This window comes from Nocardioides sp. Arc9.136 (genome assembly GCF_030506255.1).
Taxonomy (GTDB): Bacteria; Actinomycetota; Actinomycetes; order Propionibacteriales; family Nocardioidaceae; genus Nocardioides.
Genome location: NZ_CP113431.1, coordinates 4,146,474 through 4,165,783 on the forward strand (window position 1 = coordinate 4,146,474; position 19,310 = coordinate 4,165,783).

General features: G+C 73.0%; 16 protein-coding genes. 7 read left to right on the top strand and 9 right to left on the bottom strand.

All coding sequences use genetic code 11. From position 1 onward, the window contains the following. The first annotated feature begins 34 nt into the window (after nt 1-34). The gene (locus tag OSR43_RS20020) at nt 35-883 is read left to right on the top strand and encodes a CoA ester lyase (RefSeq protein WP_302268559.1); all 849 of its coding nucleotides are present in this window, start codon (nt 35-37) and stop codon (nt 881-883) included. A gap of 111 nt (nt 884-994) precedes the next feature. Here the strand turns inward: OSR43_RS20020 and OSR43_RS20025 are convergent, their stop codons facing one another. The 5 genes from OSR43_RS20025 to OSR43_RS20045 all read right to left on the bottom strand — a co-directional run bounded on the left by OSR43_RS20025 (nt 995) and on the right by OSR43_RS20045 (nt 7,569). Continuing rightward, the gene (locus OSR43_RS20025) at nt 995-2,329 is read right to left on the bottom strand and encodes an ATP-binding protein (RefSeq protein WP_302268560.1); all 1,335 of its coding nucleotides are present in this window, start codon (nt 2,327-2,329) and stop codon (nt 995-997) included. Nucleotides 2,330-2,637: 308 nt separating this feature from the next. Continuing rightward, nucleotides 2,638-4,122, bottom strand: a complete 1,485-nt coding sequence (locus OSR43_RS20030; protein WP_302268561.1) for a dihydroorotase family protein — start codon at nt 4,120-4,122, stop codon at nt 2,638-2,640. After that, nucleotides 4,119-5,570, bottom strand: a complete 1,452-nt coding sequence (locus OSR43_RS20035) for an MmgE/PrpD family protein (protein ID WP_302268562.1) — start codon at nt 5,568-5,570, stop codon at nt 4,119-4,121. Before OSR43_RS20035 ends, OSR43_RS20030 begins: the two co-directional genes overlap by 4 nt. Further along, nucleotides 5,567-6,388 (bottom strand): cyclase family protein, encoded by an 822-nt coding sequence (locus OSR43_RS20040; RefSeq protein WP_302268563.1) that lies wholly within the window; start codon nt 6,386-6,388, stop codon nt 5,567-5,569. The genes OSR43_RS20035 and OSR43_RS20040 overlap by 4 nt, the downstream gene beginning before the upstream one ends. Then, nucleotides 6,385-7,569 (bottom strand): CaiB/BaiF CoA-transferase family protein, encoded by a 1,185-nt coding sequence (locus tag OSR43_RS20045; RefSeq protein WP_302271732.1) that lies wholly within the window; start codon nt 7,567-7,569, stop codon nt 6,385-6,387. Before OSR43_RS20045 ends, OSR43_RS20040 begins: the two co-directional genes overlap by 4 nt. Nucleotides 7,570-7,753: 184 nt before the next feature. On the opposite strand from OSR43_RS20045, the gene OSR43_RS20050 reads away from it, so the two are divergent. After that, nucleotides 7,754-9,169 (top strand): MmgE/PrpD family protein, encoded by a 1,416-nt coding sequence (locus OSR43_RS20050; RefSeq protein WP_302268564.1) that lies wholly within the window; start codon nt 7,754-7,756, stop codon nt 9,167-9,169. 15 nt (nt 9,170-9,184) lie between these two features. Here OSR43_RS20050 and OSR43_RS20055 read toward each other — a convergent pair whose 3' ends face one another. Together OSR43_RS20055 and OSR43_RS20060 are read right to left on the bottom strand one after the other, a co-directional pair. After that, nucleotides 9,185-10,441, bottom strand: coding sequence for an acyl-CoA desaturase (locus OSR43_RS20055; protein ID WP_302268565.1), 1,257 nt, complete (start codon nt 10,439-10,441; stop codon nt 9,185-9,187). An 18-nt stretch (nt 10,442-10,459) separates the two neighbouring features. Then, a complete protein-coding gene (locus tag OSR43_RS20060) occupies nt 10,460-11,590 on the bottom strand; it encodes a ferredoxin reductase (RefSeq protein WP_302268566.1) in 1,131 nt (376 codons plus the stop codon). 130 nt (nt 11,591-11,720) lie between these two features. On the opposite strand from OSR43_RS20060, the gene OSR43_RS20065 reads away from it, so the two are divergent. The 3 genes from OSR43_RS20065 (at nt 11,721) to OSR43_RS20075 (ending at nt 14,812) form a co-directional block, all read left to right on the top strand. Beyond that, nucleotides 11,721-12,956: a CdaR family transcriptional regulator gene (locus OSR43_RS20065; RefSeq protein ID WP_302268567.1), complete on the top strand. Its 1,236-nt coding sequence runs from the start codon at nt 11,721-11,723 to the stop codon at nt 12,954-12,956. A gap of 82 nt (nt 12,957-13,038) precedes the next feature. Further along, a complete protein-coding gene (locus tag OSR43_RS20070; RefSeq protein WP_302268568.1) occupies nt 13,039-13,674 on the top strand; it encodes a fasciclin domain-containing protein in 636 nt (211 codons plus the stop codon). Nucleotides 13,675-13,846: 172 nt separating this feature from the next. Next, nucleotides 13,847-14,812, top strand: coding sequence for an SGNH/GDSL hydrolase family protein (locus OSR43_RS20075; RefSeq protein ID WP_302268569.1), 966 nt, complete (start codon nt 13,847-13,849; stop codon nt 14,810-14,812). 113 nt (nt 14,813-14,925) lie between these two features. Here OSR43_RS20075 and OSR43_RS20080 read toward each other — a convergent pair whose 3' ends face one another. Next, entirely contained in the window at nt 14,926-16,455 is a 1,530-nt protein-coding gene (locus OSR43_RS20080) for an amidohydrolase (protein ID WP_302268570.1), read from the bottom strand. A gap of 47 nt (nt 16,456-16,502) precedes the next feature. Between OSR43_RS20080 and OSR43_RS20085 the strand changes: the two genes are divergently transcribed. Beyond that, nucleotides 16,503-17,156 carry a hypothetical protein gene (locus tag OSR43_RS20085; RefSeq protein ID WP_302268571.1) on the top strand — a complete coding sequence of 218 codons (654 nt, stop codon included), beginning with the start codon at nt 16,503-16,505 and terminating at the stop codon, nt 17,154-17,156. 8 nt (nt 17,157-17,164) lie between these two features. Here the strand turns inward: OSR43_RS20085 and OSR43_RS20090 are convergent, their stop codons facing one another. Continuing rightward, the gene (locus OSR43_RS20090; protein ID WP_302268572.1) at nt 17,165-18,691 is read right to left on the bottom strand and encodes a serine/threonine-protein kinase; all 1,527 of its coding nucleotides are present in this window, start codon (nt 18,689-18,691) and stop codon (nt 17,165-17,167) included. 40 nt (nt 18,692-18,731) lie between these two features. On the opposite strand from OSR43_RS20090, the gene OSR43_RS20095 reads away from it, so the two are divergent. Continuing rightward, entirely contained in the window at nt 18,732-19,310 is a 579-nt protein-coding gene (locus OSR43_RS20095; protein ID WP_302268573.1) for an RNA polymerase sigma factor, read from the top strand.

The following is a 19,310-nucleotide window of genomic DNA, read 5'->3' on the forward strand; positions in this document are numbered from 1 at the left end:
TCCTGGGCCGGCCCGGCACCCGGAAGGACCCGCCATGCTCCCCCGCTCGTTCCTGTACGTCCCCGGCAACCGGCCCGACCTGTTCCCCAAGGCCGCGGCCGGTCCCGCCGACGCGGTCGTGCTCGACCTCGAGGACGCGGTGCCGCTGTCCGAGAAGGCCGCCGCGCGCGGCGCCGTACGCGACTGGCTGGGGGCGTCCGCGGCGGGCTCGGGCGAGACGTGGGTCCGGGTCAGCCCGACCGCGCTGGAGGACGACTTCGACGCGGCGGTCCGCCAGGGTCTCGACGGCCTCCTGCTCGCGACCGTCACCCCGGCCGCGGTCCGGACGGTCGCCGCACTGCTGGCCCGCCTGGAGCCCGAGCGCGGGCTCGTCCCGGGGTCGGTCCGCGTGGTCGGGCTCGTCGAGAGCGCCGAGGGACTGCTGTCCCTCGCCGAGTCCGCGGCCGAGGAGCGGCTCACCGCCTTCGGGATCGGCGAGGTCGACCTGCTCGGCGACCTGCGGATGTCGCGCGGCCCGGCCACCGACGCGGCGGTCACCCACCTGCGCACGCAGGTCGTCGTGCACAGCGCTGCGGCAGGCCTCGAGGCACCCGTCGCCCCGACGTCCACCGACTTCCGGGACCTCGACGCGTTCGCCGAGTCGACCCGTGCCCTCGTCGGCCTGGGCTTCCGGTCCCGCACCGCCGTGCACCCCGCCCAGGTCCCGGTCGTCCACGACGTCCTCACCCCCACGCCCGAGAAGGTCGCCGACGCCCGCGACCTCGTCGCCCGCTTCGACGCGGCCGAGGGCGGCGTGACCACCGACGCGCGGGGCCGGCTCATCGACGCCGCCGTCGTCCGGGAGGCGCGGGAGGTGCTGGCCCGCGCCGAGCGGGCCGGCTGAGCCGACCTGCCGCTCACCGGCACCTGGGCGTGCCGGTGCCCCGCCGGCCAGTCGCTCCGGCGGGTAAGGCTGGAGTGGCTGAGGCCTGGTGGCGTGCGTTGCTAATTCACGTTAAGAGCGCGCAGCCTCCTCAGCAGCCACGTTGTTATGGGACGGAAGGCCGAGCCGCTTCCGGTGGTGGTAGACCAGCCAACCCTGTGGCGTCAAGTTCGCTACGACCCGTGAAGCATTCTCGGGGTCAACCCCCTTTTCCATCAGCTGAACTTCCTTGAAATCAGTGATCGCAATTGACATGTTTTGCGACTGACTGAAGAACGTCCTCCAGTCGCTGACTCGACAAAAGCCGCCCATCTCCGCCAACTGATCAAAAAACTGCCAAGTGCGCTGACTGATGCCTCTAGCGTCGGAGTGTGCACTATCGGCAACGTCTTGTAGCCAATTTTCCATCGCGGTTTGAAGTTCCTGGCCAGTCGGCAACTCCAAGTCCTTGACCAGGTACTCTGCATATACGTAGTCGCTGAATTGTTGCGCGTAGGCCATCGCGTCACGCAAGTTGCGATTCAGGACTCCGTACAGGAACTCGAACCCTTCCGGAGGGACAGGCGCGTACGCGTTAGGGCCGCCAAATTCCTCGAGTCGTCTCTCGACGGCAGCAAGTGACGCCTCGTCAGAGAGGGGGCCTACCCTCATGGGGGCGTCGAAAACGCCGCTCAGCCTTGCAGAGCGAGCCCGCGAAACGATGCCTCGCGAGCCGCACAGAACCCACCTCGTGCCGGGCAGTTTGAAAACTGTATCCCGCAGCGCTTCAAGGGTCCGCCGCGCTTCGCCGGCCGTCTCAAGGAGTTCGAGGTTGTCCACGACGCAGACTACGGCCCCGGCGTCATTCGTTGGAAAGCAGCGCAAGAGTTGTTCCCGAACAGCCTCTGGGAAACCACTCGACGCGTAACCATCCGACTCGTTCGGAACCGCCCCTCCGCCGCCGCCGAACCCAGCTATTGAGCCGGTTGCCTGACGGAAGGTAGCGTCGTTCAACCAGTTGTCAAGGCGCGCCACGTCGGGTATATCCAGCCCCGCCTTGCGGAAAGCTTCAATGTGAGCGATCAGCGTTTGGGCAATGCCGAAATAAACCTGTTTCTCGAACTGATCGACCGTCATGGTCGCCTGGAATGGCTCGCACGGTACAAAAAGATTCTTACTGGGACTTGCTGCGCCTCGTCGAAGCATCCGATAGGTGGCGACGGCGATCAAGCTGGATTTGCCAACACCCGCAAGGCCTTCGACGGTCGGGTGCGTCCCCATCGAGCCGATTCGCCGCTGTAGTTGCTCGACTTCGCGGTCTCGACCCACGAGTAGTCTGTCGCCAACTTCGTCACCTGGAAGATTGAGATTATTATAGGGGTTTGCCCTGAAGCCGAACTGCGGCCAGATGGTGTACGGGTTCGCCATGCGGCGATCGTAACGACGTAATGGGGGCAGACTCACGACTTGCGAGAATCTCGATCTCGGTCGGCCCGCCTCAATCGTGGGGGACCACGCGTCGCACTCGACCCCGCTGGTGGTTGCTGGGCCGGGCGACTACGGCCGGGGAAGACGCAGTGCTGGCCGCGGAGCCGGTCTGGATGGCGGGGCGGGGTCTCGACGACGCTCGCCGGGGCTCGCTGCTCGACCGGCGGTGCAGGCGCGCCGCTCGAGCGGCGGCGTGCGGACAGCACCAGGCCCGGACCCCCTCCGGGAGCCCGGGCCTGGAGAGTGGGTCAGCGGCGGCCGGAGCGGCGGACGAACTGCCCGCGCGGGGAGCCGACGATGTCGCCGTCGCGCAGGACGGCCTCGCCGCGGAGGTAGGTGTCGGTCACCTTGGCGGTCAGCTCGAACCCCTCGAAGGGGGTGTACTCCTGGGTGGAGAGGGAGTCCTCGGCGTGCACCTCGTAGGTGACGTCGTCGTCGAGCAGGCAGAAGTCGGCGTCCTTGCCGACGGCCAGGTCGCCCTTGTCCTTCATGCCGAAGCGCTCCGCGGGGTTGCGGGAGACGAGCTCGGCGATGCGGGTGTACGACAGGCCGCGGCGACGGCCCTCGGTGACCAGCGCGGGCAGGAGGTACTCGGTGCCGCCGAACCCGGACTTCGCGAGGAACACGTCCTCCTTGGGCTCCCCGAACTTCGTCTCCTCGCGGCAGCACGCGTGGTCGGAGGTGACCCACGAGAAGTTGCCGGCGAGCACGTGCTCCCACAGGGAGTCGACGTCCTCGGGGGAACGCAGCGGCGGGTTCACCTTGCCGCCGAGCGAGGCGGTGTTGTAGTTGGCGACCAGGTGGCCGACGGTGACCTCGCGGCGGAAGTCGATGTGCGGGAAGGTCTGCTGCATCATCATCGCCGCCTCGATCGCCTTGCGCGAGGTGAGGTGGAGCAGGTTGATGGTGGGCAGCTCGGTCTCGTGGGCGAGGTAGGAGGCGATGGTGATCGCCAGGCCCTCGGAGTGCGGCGGACGCGAGGCGCTGTACGCCTCGAGCCCGGTGAGCTTGCCCTCCTGCTCGACCAGCTTGGTGTAGGCGCGCATGATCTCGGCGGTCTCGCAGTGCAGCGAGAGGGAGATGGCGTCGCGGTCCTCGGCGAAGCGCTCGTCCGCGCGGGCCTTCTGCAGCGCACGCATGATGAACTCGAAGTGGGCGAGGTCGTAGGACTCGTCCTCGGGCAGCATCAGGAACGAGCCCTGGTCCGCGGAGCGCCCGTGCAGCCCGTGGCTGCCGTAGAACATGAAGATCTTGAAGGACGGCACGCCGTGCTCCTCGATCATCATCGGGATCTCCTCGATGTGCTCCTGGAGGATCGGGGCGACGTGGAAGGCGTAGTCGACGAACGCCCGGCCGTCGGTCGCGGCCAGGATGTCGGGGAAGACCTCGCGGTAGGGCCCGGTGCGGTTCATGTAGTAGGCGCCGGTGCGGATGTAGGTGATCCCGGAGGTCACGCCGCCCTGGGCGGACGCGCGGCTCTCGGTGTCGGCGTCCTCGCCGAGCTCGTTGTAGATGCCCCAGTGCTGGTGCACGTCCACGACGCCCGGGAAGAGGTGCTTCCCGCCGGCGTCGAGGACCTCGGCACCACCTGCGTCGATCGAGGGCTCGAACGCGGCGAACCGGCCGTCGCGGACCGCGACGTCGAGGTCCTCCGGCTGCTCCTGGCCGGGGCGGACGACCCGGGCGTTCTTGATGACGAGGTCGTACCCCGAGGTCTCGCTGGCGTTGCTCACGGTCGGTCACCCTTCTCGTTGTCTCGCATGGCGCCGGCGTCGACGCGCGTGAGGGGCGCGAGGACGGCGGACAGGTCGGTGCAGGTCTCGAGCGTCCGGCAGGCCTCCGCGAGGGCGGCCGCGTCGGCCGCCTCCAGGACCCGGGACGCGTTGGCGTCGAACTTGGCGGTCAGCTCCTCGAACGACAGCGGCCGCTCCGGGCCGCCGCGGGTCGTCAGCACCTCGTGCACGACCTCACGGCCGTCGGTCAGGTGCGCGGTGAGGACCGCCGGGAACTGCCGCGGGAAGATGTCGGTGCAGCGCTGGTCCGGCACCACGTCGACCTTGGCCATGATCGCCCGGCGCTCCGGGTCGCGGGCCAGCTCGTCGGTGTAGTCGTCCACGCCCGCCCCGAGGCCGGAGCCGCCGAGCAGGCCGACCGCGACGGCGTACGGCCCGCTGAACTGCGCCATGTAGCCGGTCTCCGGGGCCCGCTTGACGTCGATCGGCTCCCCGATCGTGCGCAGGTTGGGCGCGGGCACGCCGAGGACGAGCCGCTCGACGTCGTCGGGACCGATCCCCGCCTCGCGGAGGCGGCCGGCCGCGTCGACCGCGGCGTGGGTGAAGTGGTTGGCCGGGTAGGGCTTCACGAAGATGCCCGGCACCGCCCAGTCGGTGCCGAGGCCGTCGGTCACCGCGGCGGCGTCGTACTGCCCGTGCAGCCACGCCTGGTAGAAGCCGAAGCGGCCCTCCAGGACGGTCGGCGGGCCGGTGAAGCCGTGCTCGACCAGCTCGGCCGCCGAGACCGCCGCGTGGGCGGCCCAGCCGCAGTGCATCCGCTTCACGGTGCCGCCGGTGCGGTTGGCCTCGATAATCCCCGACGCCATCGACGCCGCGACGCCCAGCGCGTCCACGACCGCGTCGGCGTCGCCGCCGGCCAGGACGGTCGCGGCGACCGCCCCGCCCATCGCGCCGCAGATCGAGGTGGCGTGCTGGCCGTGCTCGAAGAAGGTGGAGTTCTTGGCCGCCTCGTCGTAGCCCGCCATGCCCAGCCGGACGCAGACTTCCAGCCCGATCGCGGTGGCGCGCACCAGCTCCCGACCGTCGGCGCCGTGCCGCTCGGCGGCCGCGAGGGCCGCCGGGACGACCGTGGCGCTCGGGTGCAGCACCGAGGGCAGGTGGGTGTCGTCGTAGTCGAGGGAGTGCGCGAGCACCCCGTTGACGAACGCCGCCAGCGCGGCGGGCAGCCGCTCCGGCACGCCGACCGCGGACGCGACCGGCCGGCCGCCCTGGTAGCTGGCCCAGGAGCGTGCGGCCCGGCTGGTCTCCAGGGTCGAGGCGGCCACGGCGATGCCGAGCGTGTCGAGGACGCGCTTGCGGACGCTGTCGACGACGTCCTGCGGGAGGTCGTCGTAGCCGGTGGCCGCGGCGAAGTCGCCGAGCTGCTGGGCGAGGGTCCGCTCGCTCATGCCGTCGCCGCCGAGCGGATCGCGAGCGGACGCACCGGCGAGCCGGTGGCGCCGTAGATGTTGAGCGGCACCAGGACGAAGGTGAACTCCGCCCAGCCGGTCGCGGCGAGACCCTCGAGGTCGAGCGCCTCGACGATGTAGATGCCCGCCTCGACCAGGAGGACCCGGTGCGCCGGCAGCAGCGCGTGCCCGCCACCCGGGGCGAGCCGCTCGAAGGCGATGGTGTCGGCGCCCGCCGCGTGCACCCGCCGGTCGGCGAGCCACTGGGCACCGGCCTCGCCGACGCCGGGCACGCCCGAGGGCCCGCCGACGTACGGCGCACCCTCGGCGAAGCGTGAGCCCCAGCCGCTGCGGATCAGCACCACGTCGCCCTCGCCGACCTCGACGCCCTGCCGGGCGGAGGTGGCCTCCAGGTCGGCCACGGTGATCTCGTAGCCGCCCTCGCAGTGCTCCACACCGAGGTGTCCGGCGACGTCGAGGAGCACCCCGCGACGGACCATCGGGGCGATGGTGTGGACGCCGAGCTCTTCGTACTTGCCCCCGACGCCGGCCGCGACGGCGTCGACGCCGCCGTGCATCTTGCCGTCGAAGGACACGTGCGCGAGCGCGTCGATGTGGGTGCCGACGTGGGTGCCGGTCGTGATCATGTCGTTGGCGGCGCTGCTCCCGTCGGAGCGCACCATGTCGCCGTGGCGGCGCGGCAGGGTGTGCCAGAACGCCGGGTGGTTGGGCGACTGCGGCATGCCGACGCGCAGCTGGCGACCGAGGTCGACGACCTCCACGCCTGCTTGCACGGCCCCGAGCAGGGCGTCCGTCATCGCACGATCTCCTTCTTCTTCAGGGTGGCGATCTCGTCGGCGTCCAGGCCGACCTCGCCGAGCACCTCGTCGGTGTCGGCGCCGATCGCGCGGCCGGTGAACCGGATGCGGCCCGGCGTCTCGCTCATCCGCCACATCACGTTGTGCTGCAGGAGCGGGCCGAGGTCGGGGTCGTCGACCTCGACGAGCATCTCCGTCTCCCGCACGTGGGGGTCCTCGGTGATGTCGCGCGCGTCGTAGACCGGCGCGATGGCGGCCCCGGCCTCGGTGAAGGCGTCGAGGACCGTCTCCCGGTCGCGCTGGGCGATCCAGCCCCCCACCATCTCGTCGAGCAGGTCGACGTGCTCGGCGCGACCGGCGCCGGTGGCGAACCACGGCTCGTCGATGACCTCGGGATGACCCACGAGCTCCATGACCCGCTCGGCGATCCGCTGCGCGCTGGTGCTGATCGCGACCCAGCGGTCGTCGGCGGTGCGGTAGGTGTTGCGCGGGGCGTTGTTGGTGGACCGGTTGCCCTGGCGCTGCGGCACCTCGCCGAGCTGCTGGTAGACCGTCGGCCCCGGGCCGACGGCGGCCATGATCGGCTCGAGGATGCTGAGGTCGACGACCTGCCCGCGGCCGGTGGCGTCGCGGTGGCGCAGCGCCATGAGCACGGCCGAGGAGGCGGCGATGCCGCAGATGCTGTCGGCCAGGCCGAACGCCGGCAGCGTCGGCGGGCCGTCCGGCTCACCGGTGGCGGCGGCGAAGCCGCTCATCGCCTCGGCGAGGGTGCCGAAGCCGGCGCGCGAGGAGTACGGCCCGGTCTGCCCGAAGCCGGTCAGCCGGGCGACCACGAGCCCGGGGTTGTCGGCCTGGAGCACGTCGGGGCCGATCCCCCAGCGCTCGAGCGTGCCCGGGCGGAAGTTCTCGACGACGACGTCGGCGGTCGCGGCGAGCCGACGGAAGACCGCGGCGCCGTCGGGGTGCTTGAGGTCGAGGGCGACCGTCCGCTTGTTGCGGCTGATCTCCTTCCACCACAGCGGGACGCCGTCCTTGCTGCGGCCGTGGCCGCGCATGTTGTCGCCGTGGCGGGGGTGCTCGATCTTGACGACGTCGGCGCCGTAGTCGCCCAGGATCTGGCAGCACAGCGGGCCGGCCAGGATCGTCGAGACGTCGAGGACCCGCAGGCCCTCCAGTGGCATCGGCTCTGGCACGCGTCCATCCGTTCCGCTTGCAGAAACATCTGACAGGGCCTCACTCTAACCACATCACCCGCCGGAACAGAAGACTCTGCCGGTCGAATACTCACGATCAGCGGCCAACTTGCGCGCACCGCGAGCCCGAGCGCCCATTGTCGGAACCCCGCGCCCGGCGTACCGTCGCGGGGTGACGACGACAGATGCGTTCCTTCTGGCGGAACAGACGCGATCGGCGATCGACCGCTTGGCCGGCACGTTGCACGACTACCGGCACGGGGACGTGCGACCAGTGGCCGACCGCCTCCCGGTGGTGCTCACCGACCTCCTCGGGGTCACGGTCGCCGGCATGCGGACGCCCGAGCTCCGGCGCCTCCTGGACGTGTGGCCGACGCCGGCCGGACCGCACCCGCTCGTCGGCTGCGAGCGGCGCACGGACCCCGACACCGCCGCGCGGCTGCTCGCCACCGCCGCCTGCTCACAGGAGCTCGACGAGGGCAACAAGCACGCCGCCGGGCACCCGGCCGCGCACGTGGTGCCCGCCGCCCTGGCCGCCGCGCACGAGTCGCCCACGCCGGTCACCGGGGAGCGGCTGCTGACCGCCGTCGCCGTGGGCTACGAGGTCGCCGCACGGTTCGGCCGGGCCCTGCGCCGGGACCCCGCATGGCACACGCACGGCCACTGGGGCGTGACCGGGGCGGCGGCCGCCGCCGCGGTCGTCCACGGCTGCACGGTCGAGCAGCTGGCCGCCGCGATCGACGTCAGCACCGACCTGATGACCGTCACCCCCTGGACCTCGGTGCTCGCCGGCGACTTCGCGCGCAACCTGTGGCTCGGGCAGGCCGCGGTCGGCGGGCTGCTGGCCGCCCGGCTGGCCCGCGCCGGCCTGGCGGTCAACCGCGGCGGGGCTGCGGCGGCGTTCGACCTGCTCGGCACGCTGGACCCGGACGTGCTGGTCGAGGACCTCGGCGAGCGGTGGCTGGTGGCCGAGGGCTACCTCAAGCAGCACGCCGCCTGCTCCTACACCCACCCGGCGGTCGACCTCGTGCAGTCGCTGCGCCGCGCCGACGGCTGGTCGGGCGACGACGTCGCCTCGGTCCACGTCGCCACCCACGGCTTGGCCCGACCGCTCCTCCAGCGCGACCCGGTCACCCGGCTCGGCGCGATGTTCTCGATGCCGTTCGTCGTGGCCGTGGCCTGCACCGCCGACGCCGTCGACCCGAGCACGATGGAGCCCGGCACGGCGGCGTTCGAGCGTGCCGCGGCCTTCAGCGACCGGGTGGTGGTCGAGGTGCGCGCCGACCTCGACGCCCACCTGCCCCGCCGGCGGGTGACCGAGGTGGTCGTCGAGCTCGCCGACGGACGGACCGTCGCGCTCGCCCAGCCCGACCCGATCGGGGACACGGCCCACTTCCCCCTGGGCGAGGCGGACGTGGTCGCGAAGATCGACCGGCTCCTGGCGGCGGGTCCGGACCGCCCCACCGACGCGAGCAGGGGCGCCGACGGGCCCCGGGCGGCCGACCTGCTGGCCGGTGTCCGGGCACTCGTCGACGCCCCTGACGTCGTGGCGGCGTACGCCGCGCTGCCGTACGTCGGCGCGACCTGACGCGCCGTCGCAGGCTCAGGCCGCGGCGGCGACCTCGGTCCGCTCGCCACCCTGGCGGCGGGCCAGCTGGTCGAGGCGGGCCTGGGCGGCGCGGCGCGTCTTGCGGTCGCCGGTCGTCATCTTCCACAGCAGCGCGAGCTGCTGGGGGGCGTTCGAGCGGTTGGTCGTGGCCAGCCACCCGTTGGGCAGCGAGAGCCGGACGACCTTGTGCCAGGCGCTGCCGACCTGCGCGGGCAGGGAGGCCTCGTGGTAGTTCAGGTCGTACTTCTCGAACAGCGCCTTGACCCGCGGCGCGACCTCGGCGTACCGGTTCGAGGGCAGGTCGGGGAAGAGGTGGTGCTCGATCTGGTGCGAGAGGTTGCCGGTCATCAGGTGCATGAACTTCGAGCCGGAGATGTTGGCCGAGCCGAGCATCTGGCGGACGTACCACTCGCCGCGGGTCTCGTTCTCGGGGATCGAGGCCTTCTCGAAGGTCTCGACGCCCTCGGGGAAGTGGCCGCACATGATCACCGAGTGCGACCAGAGGTTGCGGACCAGGTTGGCGGTGAAGTTCGCGGCCAGGGTCGGCAGGAAGGACCCGGTCGGGATGGCGAGGCCGGGGTTGACGACGTAGTCCTTGGTGGCCTGCTTGCGGATCTTGCGCAGGGTGTTGCGGGCGTTCTTCTTGAACGTCTCGCTGCGCTTCTCCTTCGGCACCGACAGGTTCTTGCCGAGCTCGAGGTCGTAGGCGGCGATGCCGTACTCGAAGAAGCAGGCGTTGAGGAAGTTCCACAGCGGCTGGCCCAGGTACATCGGGTACCAGCGCTGGTCCTCGTCGACGCGCATGATGCCGTAGCCGAGGTCGTTGTCCTTGCCGACGATGTTCGTGTAGGTGTGGTGGACCTCGTTGTGGGAGTGCTTCCAGCCGTCGGCGGTCGAGGCGTTGTCCCACTCCCAGGTGGTGGAGTGGATCTTCGGGTCACGCATCCAGTCCCACTGGCCGTGCATGACGTTGTGGCCGATCTCCATGTTCTCGAGGATCTTGGCGATCGAGAGGCCGATCGTGCCGGCGATCCAGGCCGGGGGCAGCACGCTGACGAGCAGGACGGCCCGGGAGCCGAGCTCGAGCTTGCGCTGGACGTCGACGATGCGCCGGATGTACGCCGCGTCGCTCTCGCCCCGGCTGTCGATGACCTCCTGGCGGATCGCGTCGAGCTCGACGCCGATCTGCTCGATGTCCTCGGGGGTGAGGTGGGCGATGGGGCTCTCGGGCTTGCGGGTGATGGTCGTCATCGGGTGTCTCCTTCGTCGTCAGTGGTCGATGGAGCAGGCACCGGCGGCGGTGCTGATGCAGGTCTGGATGGGGACGCCCTGCGGCCCGGTCTCACCGGGGACCGCGACGGTCAGCGCGCCGTTGCGCAGGTCGCGCACGGCGCCCTCGCGCATGGGCAGCACGCAGGCCATGCAGATGCCCATCCGGCAGCCGCTGGGCATGAGGACGCCGGCCTGCTCGGCGGCGTCGAGGATCGGGGTGGTGCCGTCGACCTCGAGGGTCGTCCCGGCGCCCGCGGTGCCGGTCAGCGTGACCGTGCCGCCGCCCTCGCCGTCGGCCGGTGCGAGGACCACGGGGCGGAAGCGCTCGGTGGTGAGGTCCAGGCCGCGGGCGGCGTGGTGCTCCTCGAGCGCGTCGAGCAGCCCCGCGGGGCCGCAGGCGTAGCTGAGCCGCTCGTCGAGGTCGGGCACGAGCTCGGCCAGCACGGCGACGTCGAGCAGGCCGTGCTGGTCGTCGAAGCGCTCGACGAGGCGGATCCGGCCCGAGGCGTCGAGCGCGCGCAGCTCGGCCCGGAAGATCGCGGCCGACTCCGTGGCGTTGACGTGCACGAGCACGATGTCGGTCTCGGGCGCGACGGCCTTGGAGTGCAGGTTGCGCAGCATGCCGATGACCGGCGTGATGCCCGAGCCGCCGGTGACGAGCAGCAGCTTGGCCGGCAGCGGCTGGGGCAACACGAACTCGCCCTCCGCCTGCGCCAGCTGGAGCATCTGCCCCTTGCGCGCGGAGTGGACGAGGTGGTTGCTCACCACGCCGCCCGGGATCGCCTTGACGGTGATGCTGACGCAGCCGTCGGGGCGCGGGCCGTGGGTCAGGGAGTAGGTGCGCCACAGGCGCACGCCCTCGACGTCGACGCCGACGCGGACGTACTGCCCCGGCACGTGGCCGGTCCAGTCGCGGCCCGGCTTGAGCACGATCGTGGCGGACTCGGGCGTCTCCGGCAGGACCTGGACGATCCGGCCACGCAGCTCGGCGCCCGAGCGCAGGGGGTGGAAGACGTCGAGCACGTCGTCGAGCTCCAGCGGGGTGACCGCGGACTCCGCGACGCGGCGCAGGACGCTCCGGAGCGAACGGCCGCGGGGCGCGGCGAACGGTTCGGCAGCGGTGGTCATGCACCTACTGTGCTAGATCGGCGGAGTAAAGTCCTGTCCGCGGGACGTGAACCGGGCGAGACTTGTTGTTCGCAGGTGACAAAAACTCATCCGCGCGGCCCGCACAGACGCTGTGGCACAGGAGGATCCGATGGTACGACGCGAGCCGCGCCAGCTGCCCGCCGCAGCCCTGCGCCTCCCGGCCGAGGCGGTCGCGGCCATGCGCGCGGAGCTGCCGGCGGTCGCCGAGCACGTCGTGCAGACCATCGTCGAGGAGGTGCCGAGCTACGAGGCGGCCTTCGACGGGCCGATGGGCGAGACGATCCGCAACGCGGTCCAGCTCGCGCTCGGCGGCTTCCTCACCCTGGCCGCCGGCCGCCGCGGCGTGGACCTGCGGACGCCCGCGCCCGCGATGGAGGGTGCCTACCAGCTCGGGCGCGGCGAGGCGCGCAGCGAGCGGACCACCGACGCCCTGCTCGCGGCGTACCGCATCGGCGCGCGGGTGTCCTGGCGCGAGATGTCGAGCCGGGCCGTCGCGGCCGGGCTCGACGGGGAGACCCTCGCGGCGTTCGCGGAGCTCGTCTTCGCCTACATCGACGAGCTGTCCGCCGCCAGCGTCGCCGGCCACACCGACGAGCTGGCGACGACCGGCCGGGTCCGCGCGCGCATGCTCGAGCGGCTGGCGCGCGCCCTGCTCGACGGCTCGCCCGAGGACGCCGTGGTCGACGCCGCCGACAAGGCCGACTGGAACCTCCCGACCACCCTCACCGCCGTGCTGGTGCCCCGCTCGCAGGTGCGTCCGGTGCTCGGCAGCGTCCCGGCGGCGACCATCGACGCCGGCGAGCTGCCCGGGGCCGAGGACGTCGACGTCCTGCTCGTCCCGGACGCGCACGGCCGCGCGCGGGGGGCCCTGCTGCGGACGCTGCGGGGCCGCGGCGCCGTCGCCGGACCCGCCCGGCCGTGGGCCGAGGCACGCACCTCCTACCTGCGTGCCCGTCGCGCCCACGCGCTCGGGCTGCGCGACGACACCGAGGCGCACCTGCCCGAGCTGGTCCTCACCGCCGACCCCGAGGCGCTCGCCGACCTCCGGGCGCAGGCCCTGGCACCGCTCGCCGACGTTCGACCGGCGACCGCGGAGAAGCTCACGGAGACGCTGCGCTCCTGGCTGCTGCACCAGGGCCGGCGCGAGGACGTCGCGGCCGACCTCTTCGTGCACCCCCAGACGGTCCGCTACCGCCTCGGTCAGCTGCGTGACCTCTACGGCGACCGGCTGGAGGACCCGGCGACCGTCCTCAGGCTGACGCTCGCCCTGGGGGTCGCGGAGCCCTCGGACCAGCCGACCTCGGACACGCCGGCGGGCGGGTCGGCGAGGGACCCCGAGCATTAGTACAGATTTCACCAATCCGGCTCGCACAAGACACCGAACCCCCTCGGCAAGGGAGCACGACACACCATCGAGAGGGAGAACCATGAAGCACCGCATCGCCGCAGCAGCCGTCGCCGTACTGGCCACCTCGACCGCCGTCGCCGGCGCCCCGGCCCAGGCCGCCGACGCCCCCGCCAAGGCCGCGAAGGCCGGCACCACCAGCCTCGCGGAGGTCCTCGCCGCCGACGGCACCAAGCTCGACAAGAACGGGAAGGACTTCGACCTCACCGAGGCCGCCGTCCTCGCCGTCCTCGACGCCAAGCCCGGCAGCCCGGTCGGCCTGCTCGCCCAGGGCGGCAAGCGCGCCACCGCCTTCATCCCCACCGACAACGCCTTCCGCCTGCTGGTCAGGGACCTCAAGGGCTTCGCCCCGAAGACCGAGGCCAAGACGCTCAAGCAGGTCGCCAAGCTCGGCGTCGACACCATCGAGACCGTGCTGCTCTACCACGTGGTCGCCGGCAAGACGCTGACCTCCGACAAGGTGCTGGCCGCCGAGGGCTCCAAGGTCGCCACCGCCCAGGGCGGCTCCATCAAGGTCCACGTGATCAAGGGCAAGGTCACCCTCCTCGACGCCGACAAGGACGACCGCAACCCGCGGGTCGTCGTCCTCGACATCAACAAGGGCAACAAGCAGGTCGGCCACGCGATCGACCGCGTGCTGCGCCCGGTCGACCTCTGATCCACCGGCACCACCGGCACCACCGGCACCACTCGCTCCACCCGCCTCGCCCAGGGGTCCCCGGCCACGCCGGGGGCCCCTGCGCGTGCGGCAGGGTGTCGGAGCGCACCGTTCCCGCACTGCTCGGTCCGGGCACCGGCCCCCCGTCCTTCCCGCGACAGCTGGAGAACCCGTGACCCTCCCCACGACGGCCCGCCGCACGCTGGCCGCCCTGCTCACCGCACCCCTGCTCGCCGCCTCCCTCGTCGGCTGCAGCGACGACGACGCGGACCCGGACACCTCGCCGGTCAGCCCGTCCTCGACGATCCCGCGCACCGACGGGCCGAGCCCGCTCGCCACCCCCGAGCCGGGCCGCTTCCCGACGTACGTCGCGATCGGTGACTCCTTCACCGCCGCTCCGCTCGCGGGCCCGACGGGCGACCAGTCCTGCCTGCGCTCCGCGCAGAACTACCCCGCCCAGGTGGCCGAGGCGCTCGGTGCCCGGCTGACCGACGTCAGCTGCACCGGCGCCGACACCGCCGCGCTCGTCGGGGCCCAGCGGGTGCTCCAGGGCGGGGCCGTGCCGCCGCAGCTCCAGGCGCTGCAGCCCGACACGAGCCTGGTCACGATCGGCATCGGCGGCAACGACTTCGGCATCTACAGCACCCTGACCGGCTCCTGCGTGCAGGCCGCCCAGCAGGACCCCGACGGCTCGCCGTGCCGCACCACCCTCGGCCGCGACGGCGTCGCGGAGCTGCGCTCGAACATCCGTACCGTCGGCGACCGGCTCGTCGCCGTCGTCGAGGGGGTCCGGAACCGCGCCCCGGAGGCGGAGGTCGTCGTGGTCGGCTACCCCGAGATCGTCCCGTCGGACCGCACCTGCCCCGACCTGCTCCCGCTCGCCACCGGCGACTACCCCTTCGCGGCGGCCATGAACGAGCTGCTCGCCGACGTCCAGGAGGAGGCCGCCGAGCGCGCCGACGTGCCGTACGTCGACCTCTACGCCGCCAGCGACGGCCACGACGTCTGCTCGGACGACCCCTGGATCAACGGCCGCACCACCAGCGCCGCCACCGCGCTGGCCTTCCACCCGCTCAAGGTCGAGCAGGAGGCCGTCGCCGGCCTGGTGCTGGAGAAGCTCGCCGACGACGAGGACTGACCCGGTCCGGTCGACAGCCCGCGCTCCGCGGCCGATGTTGCCGCTTCACGGCCATTGCAAAGGCCGTGAAGCATCAGCATCCCAAGTTGACTTGGGATGCTGACGCTTCCCTGTCACATCTCCCGGTGGACGACCGCCCCGGCGACGACGGTGAGGGCGACGTGGGTGCCGCGGAGGGCGGCGCCGGCGTCGGCCGTGGAGGCGTGGGCGGCGAGGGGGTCGGCGTCGACGAGGACGAGGTCGCCGCGGGAGCCGACGCCGACGGTGGGCTGGCCGTCCACGGAGGCGGCGAGGGCCTCCTGGACCGACAGCGCCTGCTCGCCGTGCCACGGCCCGCGCTCGTCGGCGCTGCGGTGGACGGCGGCCGCGACGGCGAGCCACGGGTCCAGCGGGGAGACCGGCGCGTCCGAGCCGAGCACGAGCTCGACGCCGTCGTCGAGCATCCACCGGAACGCGAAGCAGCGGGCCGACCGCTCGCCCCAGATCTTCTCCGTCAGGTCGCGGTCGTCGAGCAGGTGCGCGGGCTGCACGCTGGCCCGGATGCCCAGCTCGGCCATCCGGCGCACGTCGTCGCGACCGACCATCTGGGCGTGCTCGACGGAGCCGCGCGCGCCCGTGGCGGCGTACGACGCGAGCGCCTCGGCGACGGCCGCGTCACCGATGGCGTGGGTGGCGACCTCGAGGCCGGCGGCGTGGGCGCGGGCGAGGTGCTCGCGCAGCTCGTCGCCGGAGAGGTTGGGCTGTCCGGCGGGGTACTCCAGGCGGTGGGCGTCGCCGTACGGCTCGCAGCACCACGCCGTGCGGGTGTTCAGCGAGCCGTCGCTGATGATCTTCAGCGACCCCATCGTGAGGAGCGGCCCGCAGCCGGGGAGCGCCTCGCCGGTGCGCAGGCCGAGGGCGATGACGTCGTCGAGGTGCTCGGCGTACGTCGCGGCGCGCACCCGCAGCAGGTCGGCGCCGGAGTGCCACCGCTCCACCCAGTCCATCGGCCCGCGCCCGAACTCGAAGTCGACGAGCCCGACGACGCCCAGCGCGGCCGCGGTCTCGAGCGAGCGGCGGTAGGCCTCGGGCGAGGTCCCCTCGTTGCCGACCAGGCTGACCAGGCGCGGGTACGCCGCGAACCACTCGGTCTCGCGGACCACCGAGTCGCGCACCGGCATGGCGAGGTGCAGCAGCGCGGTCGTGTTGAGCCAGGCGTGGTGCCCGTCGCCGCTGATCAGCACCACCGGCGTCTGCCCGGAGACCGCGTCGAGCTCGGACACGGTGACCTCGCGGTCCCAGCCGCCGGAACGGTGGCCCCACCCGATGACGGGCTGGTCGGGGTGCTCGGCGACGCGTTCGGCGACCGCGCGGGTGACGTCCTCCGGCGTGCGGGCGGCACCGAGGTCGAGCCGCTGGGAGGCGAGCGTCCACTGACCCATGTGCACGTGCTGGTCCCACAGCCCGGGGAGCAGCCAGCGTCCGGCGGCGTCGACCTCCTCGACCGCGTCGCCGGCCGGCGGGTCGAGGCGCGGGGCGACCGCGGTCACCGTGCCGCCCTCCACGAGCACGTCGACCGGCTCGGAGGCGGAGGGTCCGCCGGGGGCGGCGTCAACGGGTCGCAGCGGCACCGGTCGGGCGTTGCGGACGAGCAGGCTGGTCATGGGGCAGAACGTAGTCGCGGCCCCGAACCCGTCTACCCTCGGGCGGCATGAGGACGCGGCGGCCAGGGACGGTGGTCGTCGCCGTCGTCGCGGTGGTGCTGGCCGTCGTGGGGTTCGCCGGCGGGGCACTGCTGGCCGGCCTGCTCGACGAGGAGCCGCGCGCGCTGGCGACCGCGGCGCCGGTGCCGGCGGTCTCGCCGTCCTACCCCGCGGACCCGCCCGCCGAGGTCGTCGCGGACCCGGACACCCCCGCGCTCGAGCCGGGGGTGCGCACCCGGCCGGTGGAGATCGCGGTCGCCCCCTACGGGCTCCGCCTGCCGGTCCCGGTCGGGTGGACCCGCAGCGACTCCCAGCTCGGCGAGTGGAAGTGGTTCCCGCCGGACCAGCCGACCGACAACGCCTTCTTCCTGCGCGTCCGGCTCATCGGCGGCACCCAGACGCGGTCCTCCGCGCTGCAGCAGCGGCTCGACGACCTCGGCGGCGCCTCGAGCGTCGAGGACCTCGTCGTCGAGTCGCGCGACGAGGCGGGGTTCACCGCGACGTACGTGCTGGACCGGTACCGCCGCGTGGCGATGGAGCGGTTCCTCTCCGTCGACGGGGACACGGCGTACGCCGCGATCGCCCTCGTCGGGCGGGAGCGGGACCGGCGCGGCATGGCCGACCTCGTCGAGCGCATCGTGCGCGGGGCCACCACCTCCTGAGCCCGGCGTCAGATGCCGTAGGTGTCCACGCTGTCGAGCACGCCGTTCGCCGTGGCCCGGTCCGCGCTGCGGACCTGGACCCACAGCAGCCGGTTCCCGGCGACCTGGACCACCCGCTCGACGGTGATCCCGTCGGGGCAGCCGGTGTGGACGACCGTGCGCGAGGGGTCGCCGGTGGTCTCGGTGACCGGCTCCTGGGCCTCCTCGCACTCCGGGTGCTGCGGCATCGTCGTCGGCAGCTCGGTCCCGGGGAAGAGGCCGAGGAAGACGCCCTCGCCGCTCGTGGACGGCACGTTCCAGTCCGCGACGGTGCCGACGGAGAGGGCCGGGTAGGTCACGTCGTCGTTCGGCGGCGTCCACCCGTCGGCCGCCACCACCCGCTCCCAGTCGCCCGGCACCGCGACGCCCAGGCTGCCCTGGTCGTCGACGAGCCGCACCTGCTCGGTCCGGCCGGCATGCCAGAGGTAGCCGCCGGCCCCGCCCAGCAGGAGTGCCAGGCCGCCCACCAGCCCGGCCACCGCCCACCGCCGTCGAGACCTCGGCGCAGCCACGACGGCGGGGTCGGGTGCCGGCACGGGTCCAGGGACGGGCGCGGTCGCGACCGCCGCGGGCGGCGGGCCCGGGCGCGCGCCGGCCTGGGTGAGGTCGGGGTCCAGGGGCAGCGCGGGCGCCGCGGCGGCCGCGTCGTCCGCGCCCCACGGGCCCTCGCGCCAGCCCTCGAGGGACTCCTCGAGCGCCGCCACGAAGGACGCGACGTCGGGGAACCGCTCCTCGCGGTCGCGGGCCAGGGCGCGGCGGACCACGGCGTCGGTCGCCTCCGGCAGCGGCCGGTCCGGCGTCGGCAGCGGAGGCGGCGGGCCCGGGGCGGCGGCCGCGGTCAGCGTCGCGTGCGCGTACGGCGCGCGGCCGGCGAGCAGGAGGTAGGTGAGCACGGCGAGGGAGTACTGGTCCGCGCGCGCGTCGAGCGGCTCGGCCTGCGCCTGCTCGGGGGCCACGAACGTCGGCGTGCCCGCGACCATCGTCAACCGGGAGGACATGTCGAGCGCCTTGCCGAGCCCGAGGTCGCCGAGCATCACGCGCACGGCGCCGTCGACGGTGCGGAACAGGACGTTGGCCGGCTTCACGTCGCGGTGGAGGATGCCGCGGGCGTGCAGCGCGGTCAGCCCCGCGCCGACCTGCCGGACCACCTCCACCGCCTGGGGCACGGTGAGGCCCTCGGCGCCGGGCTCCGCGTCGAGTCGGTCGGCGAGCGTGCCCTGGTCGGCGTAGGCCATCACCAGGTAGGGCCGCCCGTCCTCGAGCTCCCCGGCGTCGTACACCGGGACGACGTGGGGCGACTCGACCCGCCGCAGGTAGCGGCCCTCCTCCACGAACCGCTGCAGCACGTGGTGGTCCTCGGTCCAGTTGTCGGCGAGGACCTTGATCGCGACCGGGCTGTCGAGCTGCTCGTCGTAGGCCAGCCACACGGTCGCGAACCCGCCCGACCCGATCCGTCGACGCACCGCGTAGCGGCCGAGACGGGTGGGGTGGGACACGTCGGCATTATGTTGCAGGGGACGAGGGAGGAAACCCGGCATGGCCACTGACTCGGGCACCGGCAGCGGGGTCGCGCGGACCCCGGACGAGATCGACGAGCTCGCCCGGCGCGCGCGGGACGGCGACCGCGGCGCGCTCGAGGACCTGCTGGCGGCGGTCCGTCCGCGGGCGCTCAACGTGTGCCGCGGCGTGCTGCCGCACTCCTCCGACGCCGAGGACGCCTGCCAGGAGGCCCTGCTCAACATCGCCGGCAAGATCGGGTCGTGGGGCGGTCGGGGCCGGTTCACCACGTGGATGCACGTGGTGGCGGTCAACAGCGCGCGCTCGACGTACCGGCGGATGCGCAACCAGGCCGTCGCCAGCGACCACGCCCCCGCCGAGAAGCCCGACCCCCGGACCACCTCGGTCATCGCCGGCACCCGCCTGGACCTGCTCGAGGCGCTCGAGACCCTCGAGCGCGACCACCCGCAGATGGTCGAGCCGCTGCTGCTGCGCGACGTCTACGGGATGGCGTACGACGAGATCGGGGCGCAGCTCGGCCTGCCCACCGGCACCGTCAAGGCGCAGGTCCACCACGGCCGCAAGCTGGTGCGGCCCATGCTCCGCGGCGACGGGTGA

What these genes read in the sequence shown, in the direction of transcription:
- OSR43_RS20020 (WP_302268559.1), top strand. Translation starts at nt 35, where the DNA reads ATGCTCCCCCGCTCGTTCCTGTACGTCCCCGGCAACCGGCCCGACCTG.
- OSR43_RS20025 (WP_302268560.1), bottom strand. Translation starts at nt 2,329, where the DNA reads ATGGCGAACCCGTACACCATCTGGCCGCAGTTCGGCTTCAGGGCAAAC.
- OSR43_RS20035 (WP_302268562.1), bottom strand. Translation starts at nt 5,570, where the DNA reads ATGAGCGAGCGGACCCTCGCCCAGCAGCTCGGCGACTTCGCCGCGGCC.
- OSR43_RS20040 (WP_302268563.1), bottom strand. Translation starts at nt 6,388, where the DNA reads ATGACGGACGCCCTGCTCGGGGCCGTGCAAGCAGGCGTGGAGGTCGTC.
- OSR43_RS20045 (WP_302271732.1), bottom strand. Translation starts at nt 7,569, where the DNA reads ATGCCACTGGAGGGCCTGCGGGTCCTCGACGTCTCGACGATCCTGGCC.
- OSR43_RS20055 (WP_302268565.1), bottom strand. Translation starts at nt 10,441, where the DNA reads ATGACGACCATCACCCGCAAGCCCGAGAGCCCCATCGCCCACCTCACC.
- OSR43_RS20060 (WP_302268566.1), bottom strand. Translation starts at nt 11,590, where the DNA reads ATGACCACCGCTGCCGAACCGTTCGCCGCGCCCCGCGGCCGTTCGCTC.
- OSR43_RS20065 (WP_302268567.1), top strand. Translation starts at nt 11,721, where the DNA reads ATGGTACGACGCGAGCCGCGCCAGCTGCCCGCCGCAGCCCTGCGCCTC.
- OSR43_RS20070 (WP_302268568.1), top strand. Translation starts at nt 13,039, where the DNA reads ATGAAGCACCGCATCGCCGCAGCAGCCGTCGCCGTACTGGCCACCTCG.
- OSR43_RS20080 (WP_302268570.1), bottom strand. Translation starts at nt 16,455, where the DNA reads ATGACCAGCCTGCTCGTCCGCAACGCCCGACCGGTGCCGCTGCGACCC.
- OSR43_RS20085 (WP_302268571.1), top strand. Translation starts at nt 16,503, where the DNA reads ATGAGGACGCGGCGGCCAGGGACGGTGGTCGTCGCCGTCGTCGCGGTG.
- OSR43_RS20095 (WP_302268573.1), top strand. Translation starts at nt 18,732, where the DNA reads ATGGCCACTGACTCGGGCACCGGCAGCGGGGTCGCGCGGACCCCGGAC.